At 58.0% G+C, this 17,799-nt stretch carries 9 protein-coding genes and 3 pseudogenes; 9 read left to right on the top strand and 3 right to left on the bottom strand.

Translation table 11 applies throughout. The features are described from left to right. Positions 1 to 142: 142 nt before the first annotated feature. Both RX327_RS32130 and RX327_RS32125 read left to right on the top strand, forming a co-directional pair. Positions 143 to 1,310 (top strand): annotated as a pseudogene (locus RX327_RS32130) (IS3 family transposase). Positions 1,311 to 2,075: 765 nt separating this feature from the next. Beyond that, positions 2,076 to 3,623, top strand: coding sequence for an acetolactate synthase large subunit (locus RX327_RS32125; RefSeq protein ID WP_317248242.1), 1,548 nt, complete (start codon positions 2,076 to 2,078; stop codon positions 3,621 to 3,623). A 473-nt stretch (positions 3,624 to 4,096) separates the two neighbouring features. On the opposite strand, the gene RX327_RS32120 is transcribed toward RX327_RS32125, so the two are convergent. Further along, a complete protein-coding gene (locus tag RX327_RS32120; RefSeq protein ID WP_317248241.1) occupies positions 4,097 to 5,527 on the bottom strand; it encodes an aldehyde dehydrogenase family protein in 1,431 nt (476 codons plus the stop codon). 662 nt (positions 5,528 to 6,189) lie between these two features. Beyond that, entirely contained in the window at positions 6,190 to 7,344 is a 1,155-nt protein-coding gene (locus RX327_RS32115) for a M14 family metallopeptidase (RefSeq protein ID WP_317248240.1), read from the bottom strand. A gap of 680 nt (positions 7,345 to 8,024) precedes the next feature. Here RX327_RS32115 and RX327_RS32110 point away from each other — a divergent pair. From RX327_RS32110 to RX327_RS32090, 5 genes are all read left to right on the top strand, one after another. After that, positions 8,025 to 8,798, top strand: a complete 774-nt coding sequence (locus RX327_RS32110) for a hypothetical protein (RefSeq protein WP_317248239.1) — start codon at positions 8,025 to 8,027, stop codon at positions 8,796 to 8,798. 130 nt (positions 8,799 to 8,928) lie between these two features. Next, on the top strand, positions 8,929 to 9,753 hold the full coding sequence (locus RX327_RS32105; protein ID WP_317248238.1) for an enoyl-CoA hydratase-related protein: 825 nt from the start codon (positions 8,929 to 8,931) through the stop codon (positions 9,751 to 9,753). A 611-nt stretch (positions 9,754 to 10,364) separates the two neighbouring features. Beyond that, positions 10,365 to 11,564 (top strand): acyl-CoA dehydrogenase family protein, encoded by a 1,200-nt coding sequence (locus RX327_RS32100; RefSeq protein WP_317248237.1) that lies wholly within the window; start codon positions 10,365 to 10,367, stop codon positions 11,562 to 11,564. An 89-nt stretch (positions 11,565 to 11,653) separates the two neighbouring features. Then, positions 11,654 to 12,817, top strand: a complete 1,164-nt coding sequence (locus RX327_RS32095; RefSeq protein ID WP_317248236.1) for an acyl-CoA dehydrogenase family protein — start codon at positions 11,654 to 11,656, stop codon at positions 12,815 to 12,817. Positions 12,818 to 12,882: 65 nt separating this feature from the next. Continuing rightward, positions 12,883 to 15,093, top strand: coding sequence for an acetate--CoA ligase family protein (locus tag RX327_RS32090; RefSeq protein WP_317248235.1), 2,211 nt, complete (start codon positions 12,883 to 12,885; stop codon positions 15,091 to 15,093). Between the two features lie 72 nt (positions 15,094 to 15,165). On the opposite strand, the pseudogene RX327_RS32085 reads toward RX327_RS32090, so the two are convergent. Further along, positions 15,166 to 16,364: pseudogene (locus RX327_RS32085) on the bottom strand (IS256 family transposase). Between the two features lie 291 nt (positions 16,365 to 16,655). Here RX327_RS32085 and RX327_RS32080 point away from each other — a divergent pair. After that, positions 16,656 to 16,841, top strand: a complete 186-nt coding sequence (locus RX327_RS32080; RefSeq protein ID WP_317248234.1) for a hypothetical protein — start codon at positions 16,656 to 16,658, stop codon at positions 16,839 to 16,841. Further along, a pseudogene (locus RX327_RS32075) lies at positions 16,792 to 17,493 on the top strand (carbamoyltransferase C-terminal domain-containing protein); the annotation flags it as partial. The gene RX327_RS32080 and the pseudogene RX327_RS32075, both read left to right, overlap by 50 nt. Positions 17,494 to 17,799: the final 306 nt, after the last annotated feature.

Here is a 17,799-nt window from a genome sequence, read left to right as displayed (position 1 = left end):
CCCGTTGTGACCTAGCGCCCGCGCGATTGGCTGCTTCGGCGGGTCATTCGCTGATCATGATCCCCGGTGAGAAAAAGCCTTTGTGAACCTCCTCCGAATGAGTGGACACCTGTAGTAGGCTCGTTGAGCCCGGAGGTGTCGAATGGAACGTCAACGTCGGTCGTTTACCGAGGAGTACAAGCGCCAGGCGGCCGAACTGGTCGCGTCGAGCGGTCGCTCGATCGGGTCGGTTGCTAAGGAGCTCGGTCTGCGGGATTCGGTGCTGCGGCGCTGGGTAGATAAGCTCCGGCAGGAGCCGGCATCGGCGGCGTGGCGCCCCACCACGCAGGCGACGCCGATGTCGGCGGACCAGGCTTCGGAGATCGCCCGCCTGCGCCAGGAGAACGAACGGCTGCGCATGGAGCGCGACATTTTAAAAAAGTCGATCGCGATCTTTGCCGGAACCCGGACATGAGCTTTCGCTTCATCGAGGACCATCGCGACACCTATCCGGTGCGGCTGATGTGCGCCGTGCTCGAGGTCTCGCCGGCCGGCTACTACGCTTGGCGCGACCGCCCCGTGAGTGAGCGGACAAAATCCAATGCCACGCTGCTGGCAGCGATCCGGCTGGTCCATCAAGACAGCAGCGGACGCTACGGCAGCCCCCGCGTCCATGCCGCCCTGCGCAGGCAGGGACGCAGCGCCAGCCGCGGCCGGATCGAGCGGACGATGCGCCGGCATGGCATCCGCGCCATCATGGCAAAGCCACGCCGTGTGCGCACCACCGACAGCCGTCACAACCTGCCGATCGCACCGAACCTGATCGCGCGCGACTTCACGGCGGAAGCCCCGAACCGGGTCTGGCTCGCCGACATCACCTACATCCCGACCGCGGAGGGCTGGCTGTATCTGGCAGCCGTCATGGACCTGTTCAGCCGAAAGATCGTCGGCTGGGCCATGCGGGATCATATGCAGGTCGAACTTGCATCTGCCGCCCTGACGATGGCGATCCAGCAGCAACGGCCCCAGGCCGGACTGATCCATCACTCCGATCGCGGTGTGCAGTATGCCTCACATGCCTATCGCACCGCTCTCGCGGGGGCCGGCATGACGGCATCAATGAGCCGCAGGGCCGATTGCTACGACAATGCCCCGATGGAAAGCTTCTTCCATACCCTGAAGACCGAGCTCGTTCATCATCGCAGTACCAGACCCGCGCCGAAGCCCGGCGCGATATCTTCGCCTTCATCGAGGGCTTCTACAACCGAACCAGGCTCCATTCCGCCATCGGATATATCCCCCCGATCGAAATGGAGCTAAAAGCCGCTTAACCCGTCCACTTTTTCGAGGGAAGATCAGTTGTTTCGCCGGCGCAGGCGTGCTCCTTGCCTCTCTTCCTGACGACCCTCACCGCTACCATCAGCGATTACTCAACGCATAAATCGGCTTCTCGACGAACGACTACATAGGCCGGGGTATTCTCAATCTTCTACAGATTCCGATTCTTGAAAGGGGCAGATGCTGAATAGTGTGGTGAACCTCCAGCGCGGGTATTGATCGACGCTGCGCCGCAACGGATCATCCTTGCGAGGTTTAATCGTGGGCTCCAATTCATTCTGTTCCGGTTCTTAAAGGTAGCCGCAACGCGATACATTGTATGAGGCTCCCAGAGCGCTCAAAGGTCAGTGCGCACGAACGGCTGTCCGGTGATCGCCGACAGGCAGATACCGTTAGGCATGAAGTAGCTCGATGTGCGATGCGGGTCGCGAGGAGGATGTTTTGAACAGCAAAGCCACTATCGTGGCGCCTCCTGCAAACCAGAGCTGGTGCAATGCAGTTGCATAACAACTTCGTATTCCTGCATCCCGCGCAGATTCTCAGCAAGAGTAGCCGTCAGGTTGGGAAAACTCGGCAGACAAGCTTGGTAGATTGGTACAGGACATTGATTTCCGCCGACCGGACTTGCGGAGTTTACGGGCTCACCGAGTTTAGCTCAATCCACGCGCAGTAACTGGATCGCGCCAAGACACATCGTGCTTTGGCACAGAGCCGACGAGTTGTGGGTGTGTTTCAGCCAACATATGGAACGGATTCTAATGAACGGCGCTGAGAGTTTGGTTCGCACACTGGTCGCTGGCGGAGTGAATACCTGTTTTGCAAATCCAGGAACCTCCGAGATGCACTTTGTTGCCGCCCTAGACCGCGTCGACGGTATGCGGTGCGTGCTTGTGCTGTTCGAGGGGATTGCTACCGGCGCTGCGGATGGTTACGCGCGCATGGCGGAAAAACCGGCAGCCACCCTGCTACACCTCGGTCCCGGTTTGGCAAATGGTCTTGCCAACCTGCACAACGCCACCAAAGCGTCCACACCTATCATCAATATCGTCGGGGATCACGCAACTCACCACCGCAACTTTGATGCACCGCTCACGTCTGACATTGAGGGCGCAGCCAAGCCATTTTCCGGTTGGGTACGCACCTCGTCAAACGCAATGCGTGTCGCGGCTGATGGCGCGGCGGCCATCGCAGCCGCGCGAACCCCGCCAGGTCAGGTCGCAACTCTTATTCTTCCCGCCGATACCGCCTGGAGTGAAGGTGGTGGCCCCGCGCCCGTGCCCGTGACGCAAGAAAGGGCGCGGGTTTCGCAGCATCGCATTAAGGATGTTGCCAAGGCGCTCCGTTCCGGAGAACCAGCGATGGTGCTGCTAGGGGGGCTCGCGCTGCGGCAGCGAGGCCTTGATCTGGCGGGACGCATATGTGCCAAGACTGGTGCGAAAATTATGGCGCAAACATTTGTTGGCCGCATCGAGCGTGGCGCCGGTTGCGTCCCGGTGGATCGCCTTCCGTACCCAGTCGACCAAGCGTGTGAAGCACTTACGGGACTTAGGCACATCGTTCTGGTGGGAAGCCGGATACCGGTCGCATTCTTTGCTTACCCCGATAAGCCAAGTTTGATGGCGCCTGAGGATACAGATATTTTGACGCTTGCAGGCCGAGAAGAAGATGCATTGGATGCGCTCGAGAGGCTTGCCGATGAAGTGGGGGCTCAATCAATTCCATGTCAGGCCGCAAAGCTAGCGCCGCCGGCGCTGGCCACAGGGGCAATTACCGGCGCCGCTCTCTCGCAGTCACTTGGCGCGCTGATACCGGAAAATGCGATCGTGGTCGATGAATCAATTTCGACTGGGCACGGCTTTTTCGCTGCGACTTGGAATTCGCAGCCACACTCTTGGCTCCAGAACATGGGCGGTTCGATCGGGCTTGGCATGCCGATGGCAACGGGCGCTGCCATTGCGTGCCCGAACCGGCCCGTGCTCAACCTGCAGGCGGACGGCAGCGCGATGTACGCTATTCAGTCACTGTGGACACAAGTGCGGGAAGGCCTGAACATCACGACCGTGCTCTTCAACAACAGATCATACGCGTGCCTCCGAGACGAACTGGCCAAGGTTGGGGCGCGAAATGTCGGACGCAAGGCTCTGGATATGCTCGATCTCAGCCGTCCCGACATCGACTTTGTTGGAGTAGCAAAAAGTATGGGTGTGGCCGCCGCTCGGGCGACCACGATCGATGAATTCAACGTTGAGGTGGCACGCGGACTTGCGACGCCGGGGCCATGTCTGGTCGAAGTGCTGATCGCTTAAACCGGCCAGCGAGTTGGTCTTGGCTCACCTTGGAACCAACCGCATTGTAAGTAGCTGACAGTAGCGAGGGATCGAGTGCCTGTGAGGGACGGATGCTTCGAGTCGAGCATTCGGCAAGCGTCGTGACTTGAGAACGAAAAAAAATCTACGGAAGGATGTTGTGGCCTTCAGTGGCCCGTGTGTCGCTGGCGAATAGGCAATTCGCGGACCACGGTGCTCGAACAAGAACCCCGCAATCGACTGCCGACAGCGTTCATGCCCCGAGTGACATCTTCACGGTGTCCGAGATCAAGGCGCGCAGTCTTACTGAACCCAAGGGCCGCTATTAAGAGACCCGAACATGCAGAGTGTTCCCGACGTGCCAGCGTTGCCACTAGGCAAACTCGATCACGAAATTGAGGCTCTCGAGAGTTCTCCAAAGACTGTTTAATCGTAAATGCTTGAATGGAGCCCAACGCCACTAGTCTTGCATTTCATCGCTCAATAGAACCCGCGATCGATTTGACTTCTAAATAGTCTTCGAGTCCGAAGCGCCCCCATTCACGACCGTTGCCCGACTGTTTGTACCCACCAAAAGGTGCAGCGCGGTCAAGAGATGCGCCCTGCAGATATATGTTGCCCGCTCGAAGCGAGCGACTGACCTTGGCCGCGCGCTCGGTCGAGCCGGCGAATACGTAACCTGCTAGCCCGTATGCGGTGTCATTGGCTATCTGGATCGCTTCGTTCTCGTCCTTCGCGCCAATGATGACAAGCACGGGCCCGAAGATTTCCTCACGAGCAATAGTCATTTCGTTTTTGACGTCCGCGAAAATGGTAGGACGAACGTAAAAGCCCTTGTCCTTGCCTTTGGGTAATCCCAAACCGCCAGCAATCAACGTGGCCCCTTCATCTATGCCTTTCTGGATTAACCCTTGGATTTTCTCCCATTGGCCGCGGCTTACAACGGGACCCATTTGGGTGCCCGCGGCGCGGGGATGGCCCACCTGGTACCTGCCGGCTAGATCACTCGCGATTGCGGTGACTTTCGCCATCCGTGAGCCTGGCACGATCAAGCGCGACGGCGCGTCGCAGGATTGGCCAGAGTTCAAGAAAAGCGTTTCGATACAGCCGGCAATAGCCCTCTCGAGGTCGGCATCGTCGAGAACAATGTAAGGCGACTTGCCTCCGAGTTCCTGGCTAACACGCTTGACGGTAGGGGCCGCTCGGCTTGCAACATCGATCCCAGCACGCGTTGACCCCGTAAACGAGATCATATCGAGCTCTCGATGCTCGCTCATCGCAGCTCCCACTTCAGGGCCCAGGCCATTGATCAAATTGAATACACCTTGCGGTACGCCAGCCTCATGAAGGATTTCCGCAAACATCAGCGCGCAAGTGGGGGCAAATTCCGACGGCTTGAGAATCATCGTGCAGCCGGCAGCAAGTGCTGGCGCTACCTTGCAAGCAATTTGGCTAATTGGCCAATTCCAAGGTGTGATCATTCCCACAACGCCGATAGGCTCACGAACCACGATTGCATTGCCAATTCGATCCTCGAAAGAGTAGTTCTTGAGAACGTCGAGCGTAGTTGCGAGATGGCCGATGGCGGAGTTGGCCTGCATTTGCTCGGCCATCGCAAGCGGAGCCCCCATTTCGTCGGAGATGGCTTCGCCGATCTCTTTCACGCGGCCCTTGTAGATCTCGATGATGTTTGCGAGCAAACCCATGCGCTGCTCGCGCGTGCTCTGGGAGAACGTCGCGAATGCCCGTCTGGCCGCGATGACAGCCTTGTCGATGTCAGCTTTTGAACCAAGCGCAAGCTTGTACATTTCCTCTGCGGTCGCAGGATTGACCGTAACCATGGTTTTCGGAAAGGCGGGATTGATCCAGGCGCCATCAATGTAGAATTGCATTCGATTGACCATGTCATCCTCTTAACGTTGACTTATAATGAGCGCGAGTCGAGCTAACTCGCGACGAAAGGGTGTAGCGCTCTTCAGCTGCGCTCGGCTTGGCATAGACTTCTAAAAAGTGGCTCGCCTGTCCTTGGATCGCGCCAAGTCGGGGCGAAACACTCATCAACGCTCTTTGACAGTGGTCTCAGGAGGATGTGGCCCAAGCTCCTTGCTGGAACGAGTTTGTTGTCTCTCTGAATCCATTGGCTGCTCAGACAGAGAAAGATATACTCGCAACGACCTATGTGTTTGCTTCAGGACGCTGTGGCACACTCGACGCCAGCGATGCTCATTTAATCCCTTTGCTCCGCTGCGCGGTGCTGATTCAGGCGCCACTTTTGCGCTGTTCCTCCCAAAAGCGATGAATAAGTGCAGATTATCCTCATCGCGCTGCGAGCGGCTTCCCTCTTTAGAGACGTCAACGAGAGGGGTGGCGCCTAGTCCTCCGGGTCTTCCAGCCGCGGCACAGTTGTGAGCTACTATCTCCGTGTCGCAACTCGCTGTGAACTGGAAGCGGTACCATTGAGGTACTTAAGGGCGGTTACTCGTGAGCTCGTTCATGACGTAGAAAGGACCTGCGAGCGAATGAGGACCGAAGCGCCGGCGCGGAGCATTATCAACAAGAAGGGCACTTACGCGAAGGCGGTGTTGGATCGCGGGCAGGTGCGCGAAACGTTTTGCAATCGCATCCCTTCCATCATCTGCCGATGAACCTGGCGGCTGCGATACAGCACCATCTCCTTCCAATCGGCTCTGTCAGGATAGTAGTGCTGCTTTACGCGCCGGCGAATGTCACGGCCGAAGTCGCTTTCAATCTGAGCGCGGCCGTAAGCATATAGCCAATGGTCAGCGCGCAGCACTGGTCTAGCAGACTCTGGAGGATAGGTTCCGAATTCTAAGCAAACGTAAACGTGACGATCGTCAAGGAGACGCTGCCAGTAGTCGTCCTGCGTGCCATTGAGTACCAAGGCAGATGAGGTGCCGAGTTCTGGTGAAGTGACTGAATGACCGAATATGTCGCGTGCCCGCTGATATCCGGTCATGCCCGACGTCTGCTCGCATTGCAGCTCACCATAGCCATACGGTCCGAGGCCTGTGTGATAGTCTACGATCAACACTAGTTGGCGCGATGCGATATCGTAGTCCGACACGATCCGTTCCAGTATTTCGCGAGCCACCGTAGGGCCAAAGCCACCAAAAAACATTCCCGTCGGATGTCGGTACTGACCGCTGGTCCGTGCCGTCCGGTAGGCAATTTCACCTTGAGTTGCCCGATACGTTTCGATTGTTGCCTCGGCGGCCGTGAAAACAGGTCCATCCAAAGCACTTGGTACTAGACTATCGGCAAGGACATCGTATCCGTCGTTTTGAGGCAGTGGAGCCATGAAATCGACGAAGTTTCTGTTGAGGTCGCATCCTTCTTGAGTAACGCGACGATCCCATGCGAATCCGTATGGATTGATGGCATGGATTAGCAACATGGCCTCATCAGAGTTCAGCCCTTCGTATCCACGCTCGGTCAGCCAGTCCAACTGGGCTGCGGATCCACAATATCCCTCGACGCCGTGCGTAGCCGATATTAGCACGCCTACCTTTGAGGCACGGCGATCACCAAACCAGACAACGTCTGTTGAGAGCTCTTCTCCATCAGGCCCATAAGCGGGTGATGGATAAACTCGCACCTCACCGAGCGCGGCTTGGCAAGCATAGTGCCGAAACTTCTGGCGAGCTTCGAAGTAGTTCGATGAGAAATGCTTTTCGGTTGCATCGAGGATGAGGTCATTCATGACAGAGCCCGATCATAGTTCATGAAAAACTTAAGGCAATCGATGGTCTATCCCAATGGGCTCAGACGCACGTCAGCTGAACGGAAACCTGTCCGCTTTGTAGATCAGAGCCAGAGTTATCTGACACAGTTCGCAGTTTTCCGGCATTTTTGGCATTCAATCCAGTGAATGAATGCAGCGGCGGCTCCCGTTTCCACCGTAGTCCGGGAAAAAGGGGGGAAGCGGGGGCCTGCTTACCCCCGGAGCTTGGTCAGCCAGAACGTCGCCTCCGCAATATAAGGTCCCGCCGCAGTGCGGCTATTTGGTTTCGAATCCGTACAAATGTTGGCCTCACTTGCAGGAATCTGTCGCCATGCACGGAGTTTTCGCAATATCGACGCTCGTGACGATGCAATATATTTGCGGTCCTGGCTTCTTGCGTGAAAGCCGCGCGATACTGCCGGCAATGAAAGTGGTATCCACGCCAGACGGCGTCCCAACTCCGGGTTTGCAGAGTGCGTAGGAGGTCATGATGAAGGCGATGGAACCTGGTCACCTCAGCAGTCTCTCGTGAGTTTTACCGATGGCTGTTGTAGTGCGCAGCGCCGGTGGCGTTAGAGGGATCTCTTCGAACGGATGGATGAAAAAACGGACTATATGCCTCGCTGGGCAGACCGCTGGATCAATAGGGGACAACGATGATGACTGAAGCGCTCTATGTAAAGAGCGAGGACATGGTATTTGCGCAGATGCAGTGCGACGCCGGTGGAGCGGCGAGTGTCTGCCAATTGGTCGGCCCAGAAATTAGCAAGACAATCAATGCCGGTGTTGCCGCCTACGACGGTTGTTCGATTGAACGTAGGGTCAATTACGACGAGACCGCCGTCGTCCTTGGTGGAACATTTCGGATTCTCACCGGCGAAGACTACAGTCGTGTCATTGAAGCGAAGTTCGGCGATGTAATTTGGCTCACCAAAGGGACACGCCTGAAGTACCAGGGCGATAAGGCGAAGGTATTCTACGCGCGTAACCCAGTTGATTGGCAGGCGCGCAGTGAGTCGATCGCGGATGAGAAGCCGCTGACCGAGGTTTATCATTTCCGAAGCACCGACATGATCTATTCACAGATGCAAATCTACTCGGGCGGCTATGCATCGACGTGCAGCTTGGTGACTCCGGAGATCAGTAAGTCGCTTGGTGCGACAATCGCGACGTTTAACGGAAGCTCGGTCGACTGGACAACGGAATATGACCAGATCTCTGTCGGGCTTGGTGGAGTGATGCGGATTCGGACCGGCGAAAAATATAGCCGTGCAATAGACGCGCGGTTAGGTGATGTGATTTGGCTGCCGAAAGGGACGCCGCTGAAGTACGAAGGCGAAAGAGGAATTATGTTTTTCGTCCCCTACCCGGTTGATTGGCGTCTGCGAAGTCAACCGGTTAGGCCGAGGCCGTGGCCTGCGTCGGTCCGATAAGCCTATCCGGTTCTGTAGGAACTCAGTCTGAACTGTGCTGCTCCCATACTCCGTACCGTCCATGTGGCCTTGCGGTCACCTCTGCCATATGGGTTGCCCAAGCGTGGCGAAATACAGTCGAGCTATGAGCATGTCAAAGACGCTGCAAATCGATTCAGGAACGGATGACCTACTTGCGGAAATCCGTGATCACGTGGGCGTTATTACACTTAATCGACCACAGGCGCGGAACGCCATTTCCAAAGGAATGAAGGCCGCTTGGAGCGAGTTGATTAGGCGCTTTTCTGACGATCCACACGTAGGCGCAATCCTTATCACGGCAGCAGGGAGCGCCTTCTGTGCCGGGGGCGATGTAAAAAGCATGGGTCAAGGTGCGGCGACAATCGAAGCAACATTCGAAAAGCGGGTGGCCGATTTGCGGGCTGACCAGCGAACGCTGATCGGTGAGCTGGTCGCAGTGAGAAAGCCAACCATTGCTGCACTTCCAGGGCCTGCTGCGGGCGCGGGCCTTGCGCTCGCGCTCGCCTGTGACATCCGCATTGCTGCACAGTCGGCCATCTTGACCAGCTCATATGCGAGAGTCGCATTGTCCGGTGATTGCGGTATAGCCTGGCTGCTGACGAGGCTGGTTGGGTTCTCCCGCGCGCGGGAGCTGATGTTGTTGTCCGAACGGATCGATGCGCGGCGGGCAGAAGAGCTGGGTCTCCTCAACCGTGTGGTGGCGGACGCCGAGTTAGCCAAAGCGGCGCTTGAGCTTGCAGCGTCGCTCGCCCAGGGGCCGATGTTTGCGTTTAGCTGTATGAAGGACAATTTGGATGACGCCGTGACGTCCAGCCTTCTGGACTCGATGGACTATGAAGCCGAAAATCTGATCAAGACGGAATTGACACTCGACCACAAAGAAGGCGTGCGGGCCTTTGCGGAAAAGCGAAGGCCCATTTTTCAGGGACGCTGAGAATCGATATCACGGCGCTGAGCAAATAGCCTTCGGAAGAGATAGAAATTGAACCATCTCTGCTGCTTTCGTGATGGCACATTGAGAAAACGAGCCGGGCGGCATCTCGGACGACGCGACTTGTTGAACCGATACAGAAGCCTTCTTTGCGCATGCCTACAAGTTGTGACCCGGATCAACCAGCTTAATGCAGGGGCTCAGCTCCGAGGTGTGCAGGGATGGCAGGTCCGTCGAGAGAGTGCTTCTCTCTAACCGAGTCGATGCATCGTACTCAGTGTTGTCTTCGATCGAGATGCTTGGCGTTAAATCTAAGCGCACGGATGGCGTGCCGCTCGCGAAACTCGGCGGGCATCAGCTCGCCGGGAGCTTTCCAGGGTGGACGTTCGATCGTCGCCGAGGTCCTGTGTTGGTAGCGAGCGCCTGTCAAGTTGACGCGGATCAGGTCGGGGACCGCGACAGTTCAGCTTTGTAATGCACGAAAGCTTCATATTTGCAGATTTGGCGCAGATTTTGGGCTGCGTACTGTGAGATTGAGGAGTTTTGGCTTCAGGCGCGTGGCTATATTGCCGATACAGGATGGGCGCGCCGTATCGCGCAACTAGGAAGCAGCAATGGACCTGAATTTTACTGCCGACGAACTTGCCTTCCGCGACGAGGTCCGGGCATTCTGCCGCTCCGCAATCCCCGCAGATGTCCGCGACAAACTGATTGCGGGCAGACATCCGAGCAAAGACGACAAGGTGCGCTGGGCGCGCATTCTGGCACAGAAGGGATGGGCGGTACCGCACTGGCCAGTCGAGTACGGCGGTAAGGGATGGACGCCGGTCCAGCAGTACATCTTCGGTGAGGAAGTGAGCCAGACGCCGGCACCGGAGCCGGCGGGCAGCGGGATCAACTTGGTTGGACCGGTTATCTATACCTTTGGCAACGAAGCGCAGAAGAAGTATTTTCTGCCGCGCATTGTAAACGTCGACGATTGGTGGTGCGAAGGCTTCTCCGAGCCTGGAGCTGGTTCCGATCTCGCCTCGCTCAAAACGCGGGCCGTGCGGAGCGGCGATCACTATATCGTCACTGGCCAGAAAATCTGGACGTCCCTGGCGCAGTACTCCAATTGGATCTTCTGCCTGGTCAGGACTGATCCTGATGCGAAGAAACAGCGGGGCATCTCATTTCTCCTGATCGACCTGACGTCTCCTGGCATTGAGGTGCGTCCGATCCAGTTGTTCGACGGTTATCCCGAAGTTTGTGAGGTATTCTTCGACGATGTGCGCGTTCCTGTCGATAACCTCGTTGGTGAGGAAAATCGCGGCTGGGACTACGCCAAATTTGTCCTTGGCAACGGGCGTGTGACGATTGCTTGTGTTGGCCTTTCCAAGGAACGCATCCGGCGTATCAAGGAGCTTGCTTCACGCACCCGCATCTGCGGCGAGTGGCTGATTGATAGAGCGGATTTCCGCAAGAAGATTGCGCGGGTCGAGGTCCAGCTCAAGGCGCTTGAAATGACGCAACTTCGCGTCGTGGCGAGCCAATCGAAGCTACAGAAAGAGGTGCAGGATCCCGCGAGCTCGATCCTTAAGATCAAGGGTTCGGAGATCCAGCAGGCGACCGCTGAGCTTCTGATGGATGTGATCGGGCCTTACGCGCTGCCCTATCAATCAGAGGAGGAGTTTCAGCACGGAGAGCCGTCGATCGGTCCCGCTTGGGCTGGACCGATCGCGCCTGCCTATTTCAATGGGCGTAAGGTGCCGATCTATAGCGGCTCGGATGAGATCCAAAGGAACATCATCGCAAAGGTTGTCCTTGGCCTCTGAGGCTTGGCAGGCAACTGGAAGAAGCTGTTTGCGCTGGGTTCTCAGGGCTTTGAGGGGGACCGATAGACCCCGTTTCAGGAGGTTTTCTAGTGGATCTTGATCTTTCGGAGGAGCAGCGGCTCCTCAAGGACGGCGTCGACCGCTTGATGCGTGAGCGTTACGGCTTTGAGGATCGCCGCAAGTACCGCACGGAGAAGCTGGGATTTAGCGAGGCGATGTGGGCGCGCTATGCCGAGCTGGGGCTTCTTGGGCTGCCTTTTCCGGAGATTCACGGCGGGCTCGGCGGCGGGGCAGTCGAGACAATGATTGTCATGGAAGCGTTCGGCAAGGGGCTGATCCTCGAGCCATATTTCGCAACTGTAGTCCTCGCGGGCGGCATCCTGAGACATGGCGCGAACGAAGCGCAAAAGGCAAATCTCATTCCCGCTATTAGTGAAGGTCGTATGAAACTCGCCTTCGCTCACACCGAACCGCACTCTCGCTATGACCTGTTCGATGTGGAAACTCGGGCGCAGAAGGACGGAGAAGGGTGGGTCCTGAACGGGACCAAGGCTCTCGTGCTCCATGGCGACGTCGCGGACAAGATCGTACTTTCAGCGCGAACTACGGGAAGCGCGCGAGACAAGGATGGCATTGGTCTGTTCCTGGTCGATGCTTATTCGCCCGGGCTTGTGCGTAGGGGCTACCCCACTCAGGATGGACTCCGTGCGGCCGAGATCGCTCTTCAGGATGTGCGAATTACAGCGGATGACGTTATTGGCGATCCGGGAGGCGGTTTTCCGATTATCTCACGAGTTGCCGACGAAGCGGCTGCGAGCCTGTGCGCCGAGGCGATCGGCTGCTTCGCTGAAATGCATGCCATCACCGTCAATTACTTGAAGACGCGCAACCAGTTCGGCACAACGATCGGCTCCTTCCAAGTGCTCCAGCACCGCGCGGTCGATATGTTCGTTGAATTGGAGCAGTCGCGCTCCATGGCGATGTACGCGACCATGATGGCGGGAGAGAGCGATGTGACCGAGCGTGAGCGAGCGATCTCGGCAGCAAAGGCACAGATCGGCCAGTCATCGAAAGCGCTGGGACAGCAGGCTATCCAGCTCCATGGTGGCATCGGTATGACCATGGAATATAGCATCGGCCACTACTTTAAGCATGTGACGATGATAGACACATTGTTCGGCGATACAGACCATCATCTTCAGCGGCTCGCCGCCCTCGGAGGCCTCTTCGGCGAGCAAGCAATTCAACGATAGGGCCTGGACCTGGTTCAACAAACCAGACGCTAGCGTTACGTAATGCAAGAACCGACGGGTTGAACATGCAAGTTGATCGTGTGCTGCAACAGGACCGCCCTCAGAACGGAACGGCGGGAAAGATCAGTCAGCTTTTTCGGCCGGAATCCGTCGCTGTTGTAGGAGCGTCCCAGAAAGGTGGATTCGCAACAGAAATCCTCACGAACATCAAAAAATGGGGTTTCTCAGGAGAAATCGTCGCAGTGAACCCGCGTTACACGCAGGTCGCGGGCGTGCCGTGCTATCCGAGCTTGACGTCTATACCTCATCCGGTTGGCCTTGCCATAGTTGCCATTCCAAGTAAGGCCATTCCCGACGTACTGGAGGATTGCGAAGCCGCTGGTGTGAAAGGGATCCAGATCATCTCCAGCGGATTTGCCGAGCAGCCGGGCGAGGGGGCAAGCAAGCAACGCTGGCTTACGGAGTGGGCCGCACGAACGGGCATCCCAGTGCTCGGTCCAAATTGCTTCGGCTTGATGAACGCGGCCAATCAGCTGATGGCGGTCCCTCTGGACTTTCACACCATGAAGGCTGGCGGAATTAGTGCCATCCTGCAGAGCGGCACTCTTGTCTATAGCCTGATCGTGCCGCTGCTGGCTCGCGGAATTGGCATCGGCCGCGTGGTTACTGTTGGCAATGAGGCATGTCTCGATGTTGCAAATTTCATTGATTATTTCGTCGATGAAGAGGACACGCGGGTCATCACCTCGTACTGCGAGCAGATTAGGCGACCGTTGGAATTCATCAAGGCCTGCGAACGGGCGGCTGACAAGGGCAAGCCCATTGTGATGATCAAAGTTGGACGCTCTGAGAGGGCCCGCCAGGCAGCCTTGGCTCATACCGGCTCTCTCGTAGGTTCAGACGAGGCGATCGATGCGGTCCTGAAAAGATTGGGTGTCATCCGGGTGGATACCGTCGATGATCTGATCGAAACTGCGGTTGCGCTGTCTTCGAAGAAGCGGCCGCGTGGCCCTCGTGTGGCATTCGCATCTTTCTCGGGTACCGCCGCTGGCATTCTGTCTGACGTCGCCGATTTCTACGGCATAGAATTTCAGCCGCTGCCCGCCCCGACAAAGGCTCGGCTGGATGCGGTCTTTCCCGAGTTCGGTAATGTCGGCAATCCGCTCGATCTCACCGCGCAAGGCGGCTATGATACGCATATTATCGATGAATCGCTGAGCACGCTTGCCACCTGCGGCGCATATGACATGGTGATCTGGGGCCGTGGTTTCCCTTCGTGCCTGGATATGCGCTCGGCTCTCGGGCAAGCTTTGACGCGGGCTGCTGCGGCAGCACCAGAGGTTGTATTCCCGATACTGAGCCTTGCGGGGGGCCATTTCTACACCTCTCTCGATCCAAAGGACCCGATGATCGAGCCGAAGGCCGATTTCGAAGGCATGCCATTTCTTCAAGGGCTGGCTCCCGGGCTGAAGGCGCTCTCTGCGCTCATTGGCTATGCCGAGTTCCTGCGCGACCGCAAACCCGGCGATCGGTTATCGTCCCAGCGCGACCGGCGCAGCGCTTGCTATTCCGAGGCATTGCGCATCATGCGCCAAGCCAAGGGCGATGTTCTGACGGAGCGTGAGGGCAAGCGTCTGCTTGCGCTCTACGGAATTCCCGTCACGCGTGAAGCGCTGGCGACGCGGGCGGATGAGGCGGCGCGTATTGCGCAGAACCTTAATTGCCCGGTGGTGATGAAAATCGAGTCGACCGAGATTGTGCACAAAACGGACGTTGGCGGCGTCGTCTTAAACATCCCGTCGGCGGAAAAAGCAGCGGAGGTTTTCGACCAGGTCATGAACTCGGTCCGGTCGCGCCGCCCAGAGGCGCATATTGCCGGGGTGGTTGTGCAAGAGATGGTCAAGTCAGGCCCCGAAATCATGCTGGGCGCGACTTTCGATCCGCAATTCGGGCCCGTCGTAGCCTTCGGTTTGGGCGGAATCTGGGTTGAGGCACTAAACGATGTGCAAGTGCTGCTGCCACCCTTCGATGCGGCCGACGTGCAATCTGCAATCGGGCGACTGCGCGGTGCGGGCGTTCTACGAGGTGCGCGGGGGGAGGCAAAGGCAAACTTGGAAGGACTAGCCGACTGCATTGTCAAGTTCGGCACGCTCTGCACGGATCTTGCCGACGAGATTGGTGAGATCGACATCAATCCTGTCATCCTTTCTGCCTACGGCGCAGGAATGACTGCTGTGGACTGCCTCATTACCAAAAAGAAGCGCAGCGGACTTTGACGGAGAGATCGTGTTCCGTGGCGTGGTGTAGCTGCGGCGGGTCACCGCGTTCGCCGGCAGGAGCCGGGCAGGTCAGCTGGCGATAGCCGGAAGGCTGACGGTGGGATCATCGCTCAACGGCGCGATGGTTTCCAGCGTCATGTAGCGGTACGCTGGACAGCCCACTCGTCGTTCCGCTCGAGCAGGATCGCTCCGATGAGGCGGACGATGGCGTCTTCATTGGGGAAGATGCCGACGACCTCGGTGCGGCGCTTGATCTTGCCGTTGAGGCGCTCGATCGGATTGGTCGAGTGCAGCTTCGTCCGGTGTTGCGGCGAGAACGCCATATAGGCGAGCACGTCGGTTTCGGCCTCGTCGAGGAAGGCGGCGAGCTTCGGGAGCTTGGGGCGGAGCTGGTCGGTGATGCGCCGCCATTGCGCCCGCGCCTCCTCGGCATGGTCCTGGGCAAAGGCGGTGGCGATGAAGGAGGAGACGACGCGCCGGCCGCTCTTGCCGGCATGCGCCAGCGCGTTGCGCATGAAGTGCACGCGGCAGCGCTGCCAGGAGGCGTTGAGCACCTTGGCCACGGTCGCCTTGATCCCCTCGTGGGCGTCGGAGACCACCAGCTTGACGCCGCGCAATCCCCGCCGCGCCAGCTTGTGCAGGAACGCGGTCCAGAACGTCTCGGCCTCGGACGGGCCGATGTCCATGCCGAGCACCTCGCGCCTTCCGTCGCTGTTGACGCCGACCGCGAGGATCACCGCGACCGAGACGATGCGGCTATTCTGGTGCACCTTCAGGTGGGTGGCGTCGGTCCGCAAATACGGCCAGTCGCCTTCGATCGGGCAGGCGAGGAAAGCCTTCACACCTTGTCTTCGATGTCACCGCAGAGCCGGCTGACCCGGCTTTTGGAGATCCCGGTCATGCCCATGGCCTGCACGAGATGATCCACCGAGCGGTTCGAGACGCCCTGCACATAGGCTTCCTGAACCACGGCGGTGAGCGCCTTCTCGGCCATCCGGCGCGGCTCCAGGAAACCCGGGAAGTAGGAGCCCTTGCGCAGCTTGGGATGCGAAGCTCGACCGTGCCGGCCAGGTCTCCCAGGTCCGGTCGAAGCTCACCGTTGCGCTGGGCCAGACGCTCGGGGTTCTTCTCGCCGTAGGCCGCTCCGGTCTGGCCGGCGACCTCCAGCTCCATCAGCCGTTGGCGGCAAAGCCAATCATCTCGCGCAACAGATCAGCATCGGGGATCTTCTCTACGAGCGTGCGCAGGTTCATCATGTCGTCGGTCATCGGTGGTTCCTCGGTTGCGTTGGCGTGTCGCAACCCGATCCTACCGGAGAACTGCCGGTGACCACCGCAAAGCCGCCCGCCCGCTACGGCGCTATTTGGGGGCGCGCGTCCGGGCGGCTTTGCTCTACCGAGCTACACCACTTCCGAGGACACGACCGACGGAGAAGCCGGCGATTAGTTGCAGCTCTTAGTTCAACCAGCAATATATTTGGCAAAGATGATATGACCGCCTGCTCGAGGAGAGAGGCGGATGGACTGACCTTTCGAGCTAGGAGTGGATCAAGCCACGCGATGACGATCGTTGCCCACTGTTTCTCCGAACACGAGCCCTTGTATTTCAGCCAAGCCTGCCAGCACCTGCTGCTGAAGCGCCGGTGCGCGGTCTACCACTTGCCGTACTCGGTCGCTACCGAGCTGCACCATCACAAGGGAAGCGACCCCTCGTCCAACCGTTTGGATACCGCCCTTTCCAAATGACAGCGCCTCCGCTACCGGCTCTGCTTGTTCAGCAATGGCGGAACACAAAGACTTCGTGCCGCCGAAATGGTCGGTCTACAGGGGCGGCTCTACTAGACAGCAAAGTGCCCCCGGATGGTAGCCGTGCAGTATGGGTGAACTTGCCATCATCCTTGCGAGCGACAGGCCCCGCGATTTCTCTTACGGGCCGTGCCGAGCTTGGACCATGAGCATTGAGCGGCAGAAGCATTCTCGCGACCGCAGCTCCGTCCCGAATGAAGGATCGTCTCAATGGCATTAAGCTTAGAGAACACTTCCGGGCAGTGGCACCGATATGTTTGGAAGATCGCGCGCCGGAAAATTTTAGGCCTAGCGCACCAGATCCATATATGCTGTTCGATCACCAGACGCGAGCGGAATGGCGAGACAAGATCCCCGCCGTTGTACATCTCGATGGATCTGCACGATTGCAGACCATTCCTCGAACGTCTCAGCAAGCAAATGCACAGCTTCTCGTTGAATACAAAACAGTTGCGAGCATTCCATCGCTTTGCACTTCGAGTGCGAACCTCCGTGGTTGTAGGTTTTTCCAGATGCTGGAGTAGCCTGCCAGTGGAAACTCGTTGAACACATATGGGCGACGGCTTGCTCTGGAAGAAATGCTCCTAGCTAGCGATTGTCCGCGGACTCGCCAAGCGAGCCTATGCTCGCCGCTGCGATCGATCTTAACGGCGTAAACAAGCGAATGGCGACAAGACCTTGCCGATGAGCTATCGCTACCGCGTAGCAGGAGAGGCTGGCACTTCAATGGAACGTGCAACAGCACGATTGCAACTCGGTGGCCATCTTGTGATGTAGAGCACGGATCGTGCTGCCGCGAACGATTATTGACGGCGGAGGCTATTGTGGCGGCGGTTGGCAAGAACTCGCCGACAGTGCGCCGCTGGCCTCGGCGCGACTCGGCGAAAGGCATGGTTGG

This window comes from Bradyrhizobium sp. BEA-2-5, from assembly GCF_032918025.1.
GTDB classification, from domain to species: Bacteria; Pseudomonadota; Alphaproteobacteria; order Rhizobiales; family Xanthobacteraceae; genus Bradyrhizobium; species Bradyrhizobium pachyrhizi.
This window is presented reverse-complemented; position numbering and strand designations above follow the sequence as displayed.

Coding starts and splice junctions, on each gene's coding strand:
- RX327_RS32125 (WP_317248242.1), top strand. CDS start 2,076: ATGAACGGCGCTGAGAGTTTGGTTCGCACACTGGTCGCTGGCGGAGTG.
- RX327_RS32080 (WP_317248234.1), top strand. CDS start 16,656: ATGACGATCGTTGCCCACTGTTTCTCCGAACACGAGCCCTTGTATTTC.
- RX327_RS32110 (WP_317248239.1), top strand. CDS start 8,025: ATGACTGAAGCGCTCTATGTAAAGAGCGAGGACATGGTATTTGCGCAG.
- RX327_RS32090 (WP_317248235.1), top strand. CDS start 12,883: ATGCAAGTTGATCGTGTGCTGCAACAGGACCGCCCTCAGAACGGAACG.
- RX327_RS32120 (WP_317248241.1), bottom strand. CDS start 5,527: ATGGTCAATCGAATGCAATTCTACATTGATGGCGCCTGGATCAATCCC.
- RX327_RS32100 (WP_317248237.1), top strand. CDS start 10,365: ATGGACCTGAATTTTACTGCCGACGAACTTGCCTTCCGCGACGAGGTC.
- RX327_RS32115 (WP_317248240.1), bottom strand. CDS start 7,344: ATGAATGACCTCATCCTCGATGCAACCGAAAAGCATTTCTCATCGAAC.
- RX327_RS32105 (WP_317248238.1), top strand. CDS start 8,929: ATGTCAAAGACGCTGCAAATCGATTCAGGAACGGATGACCTACTTGCG.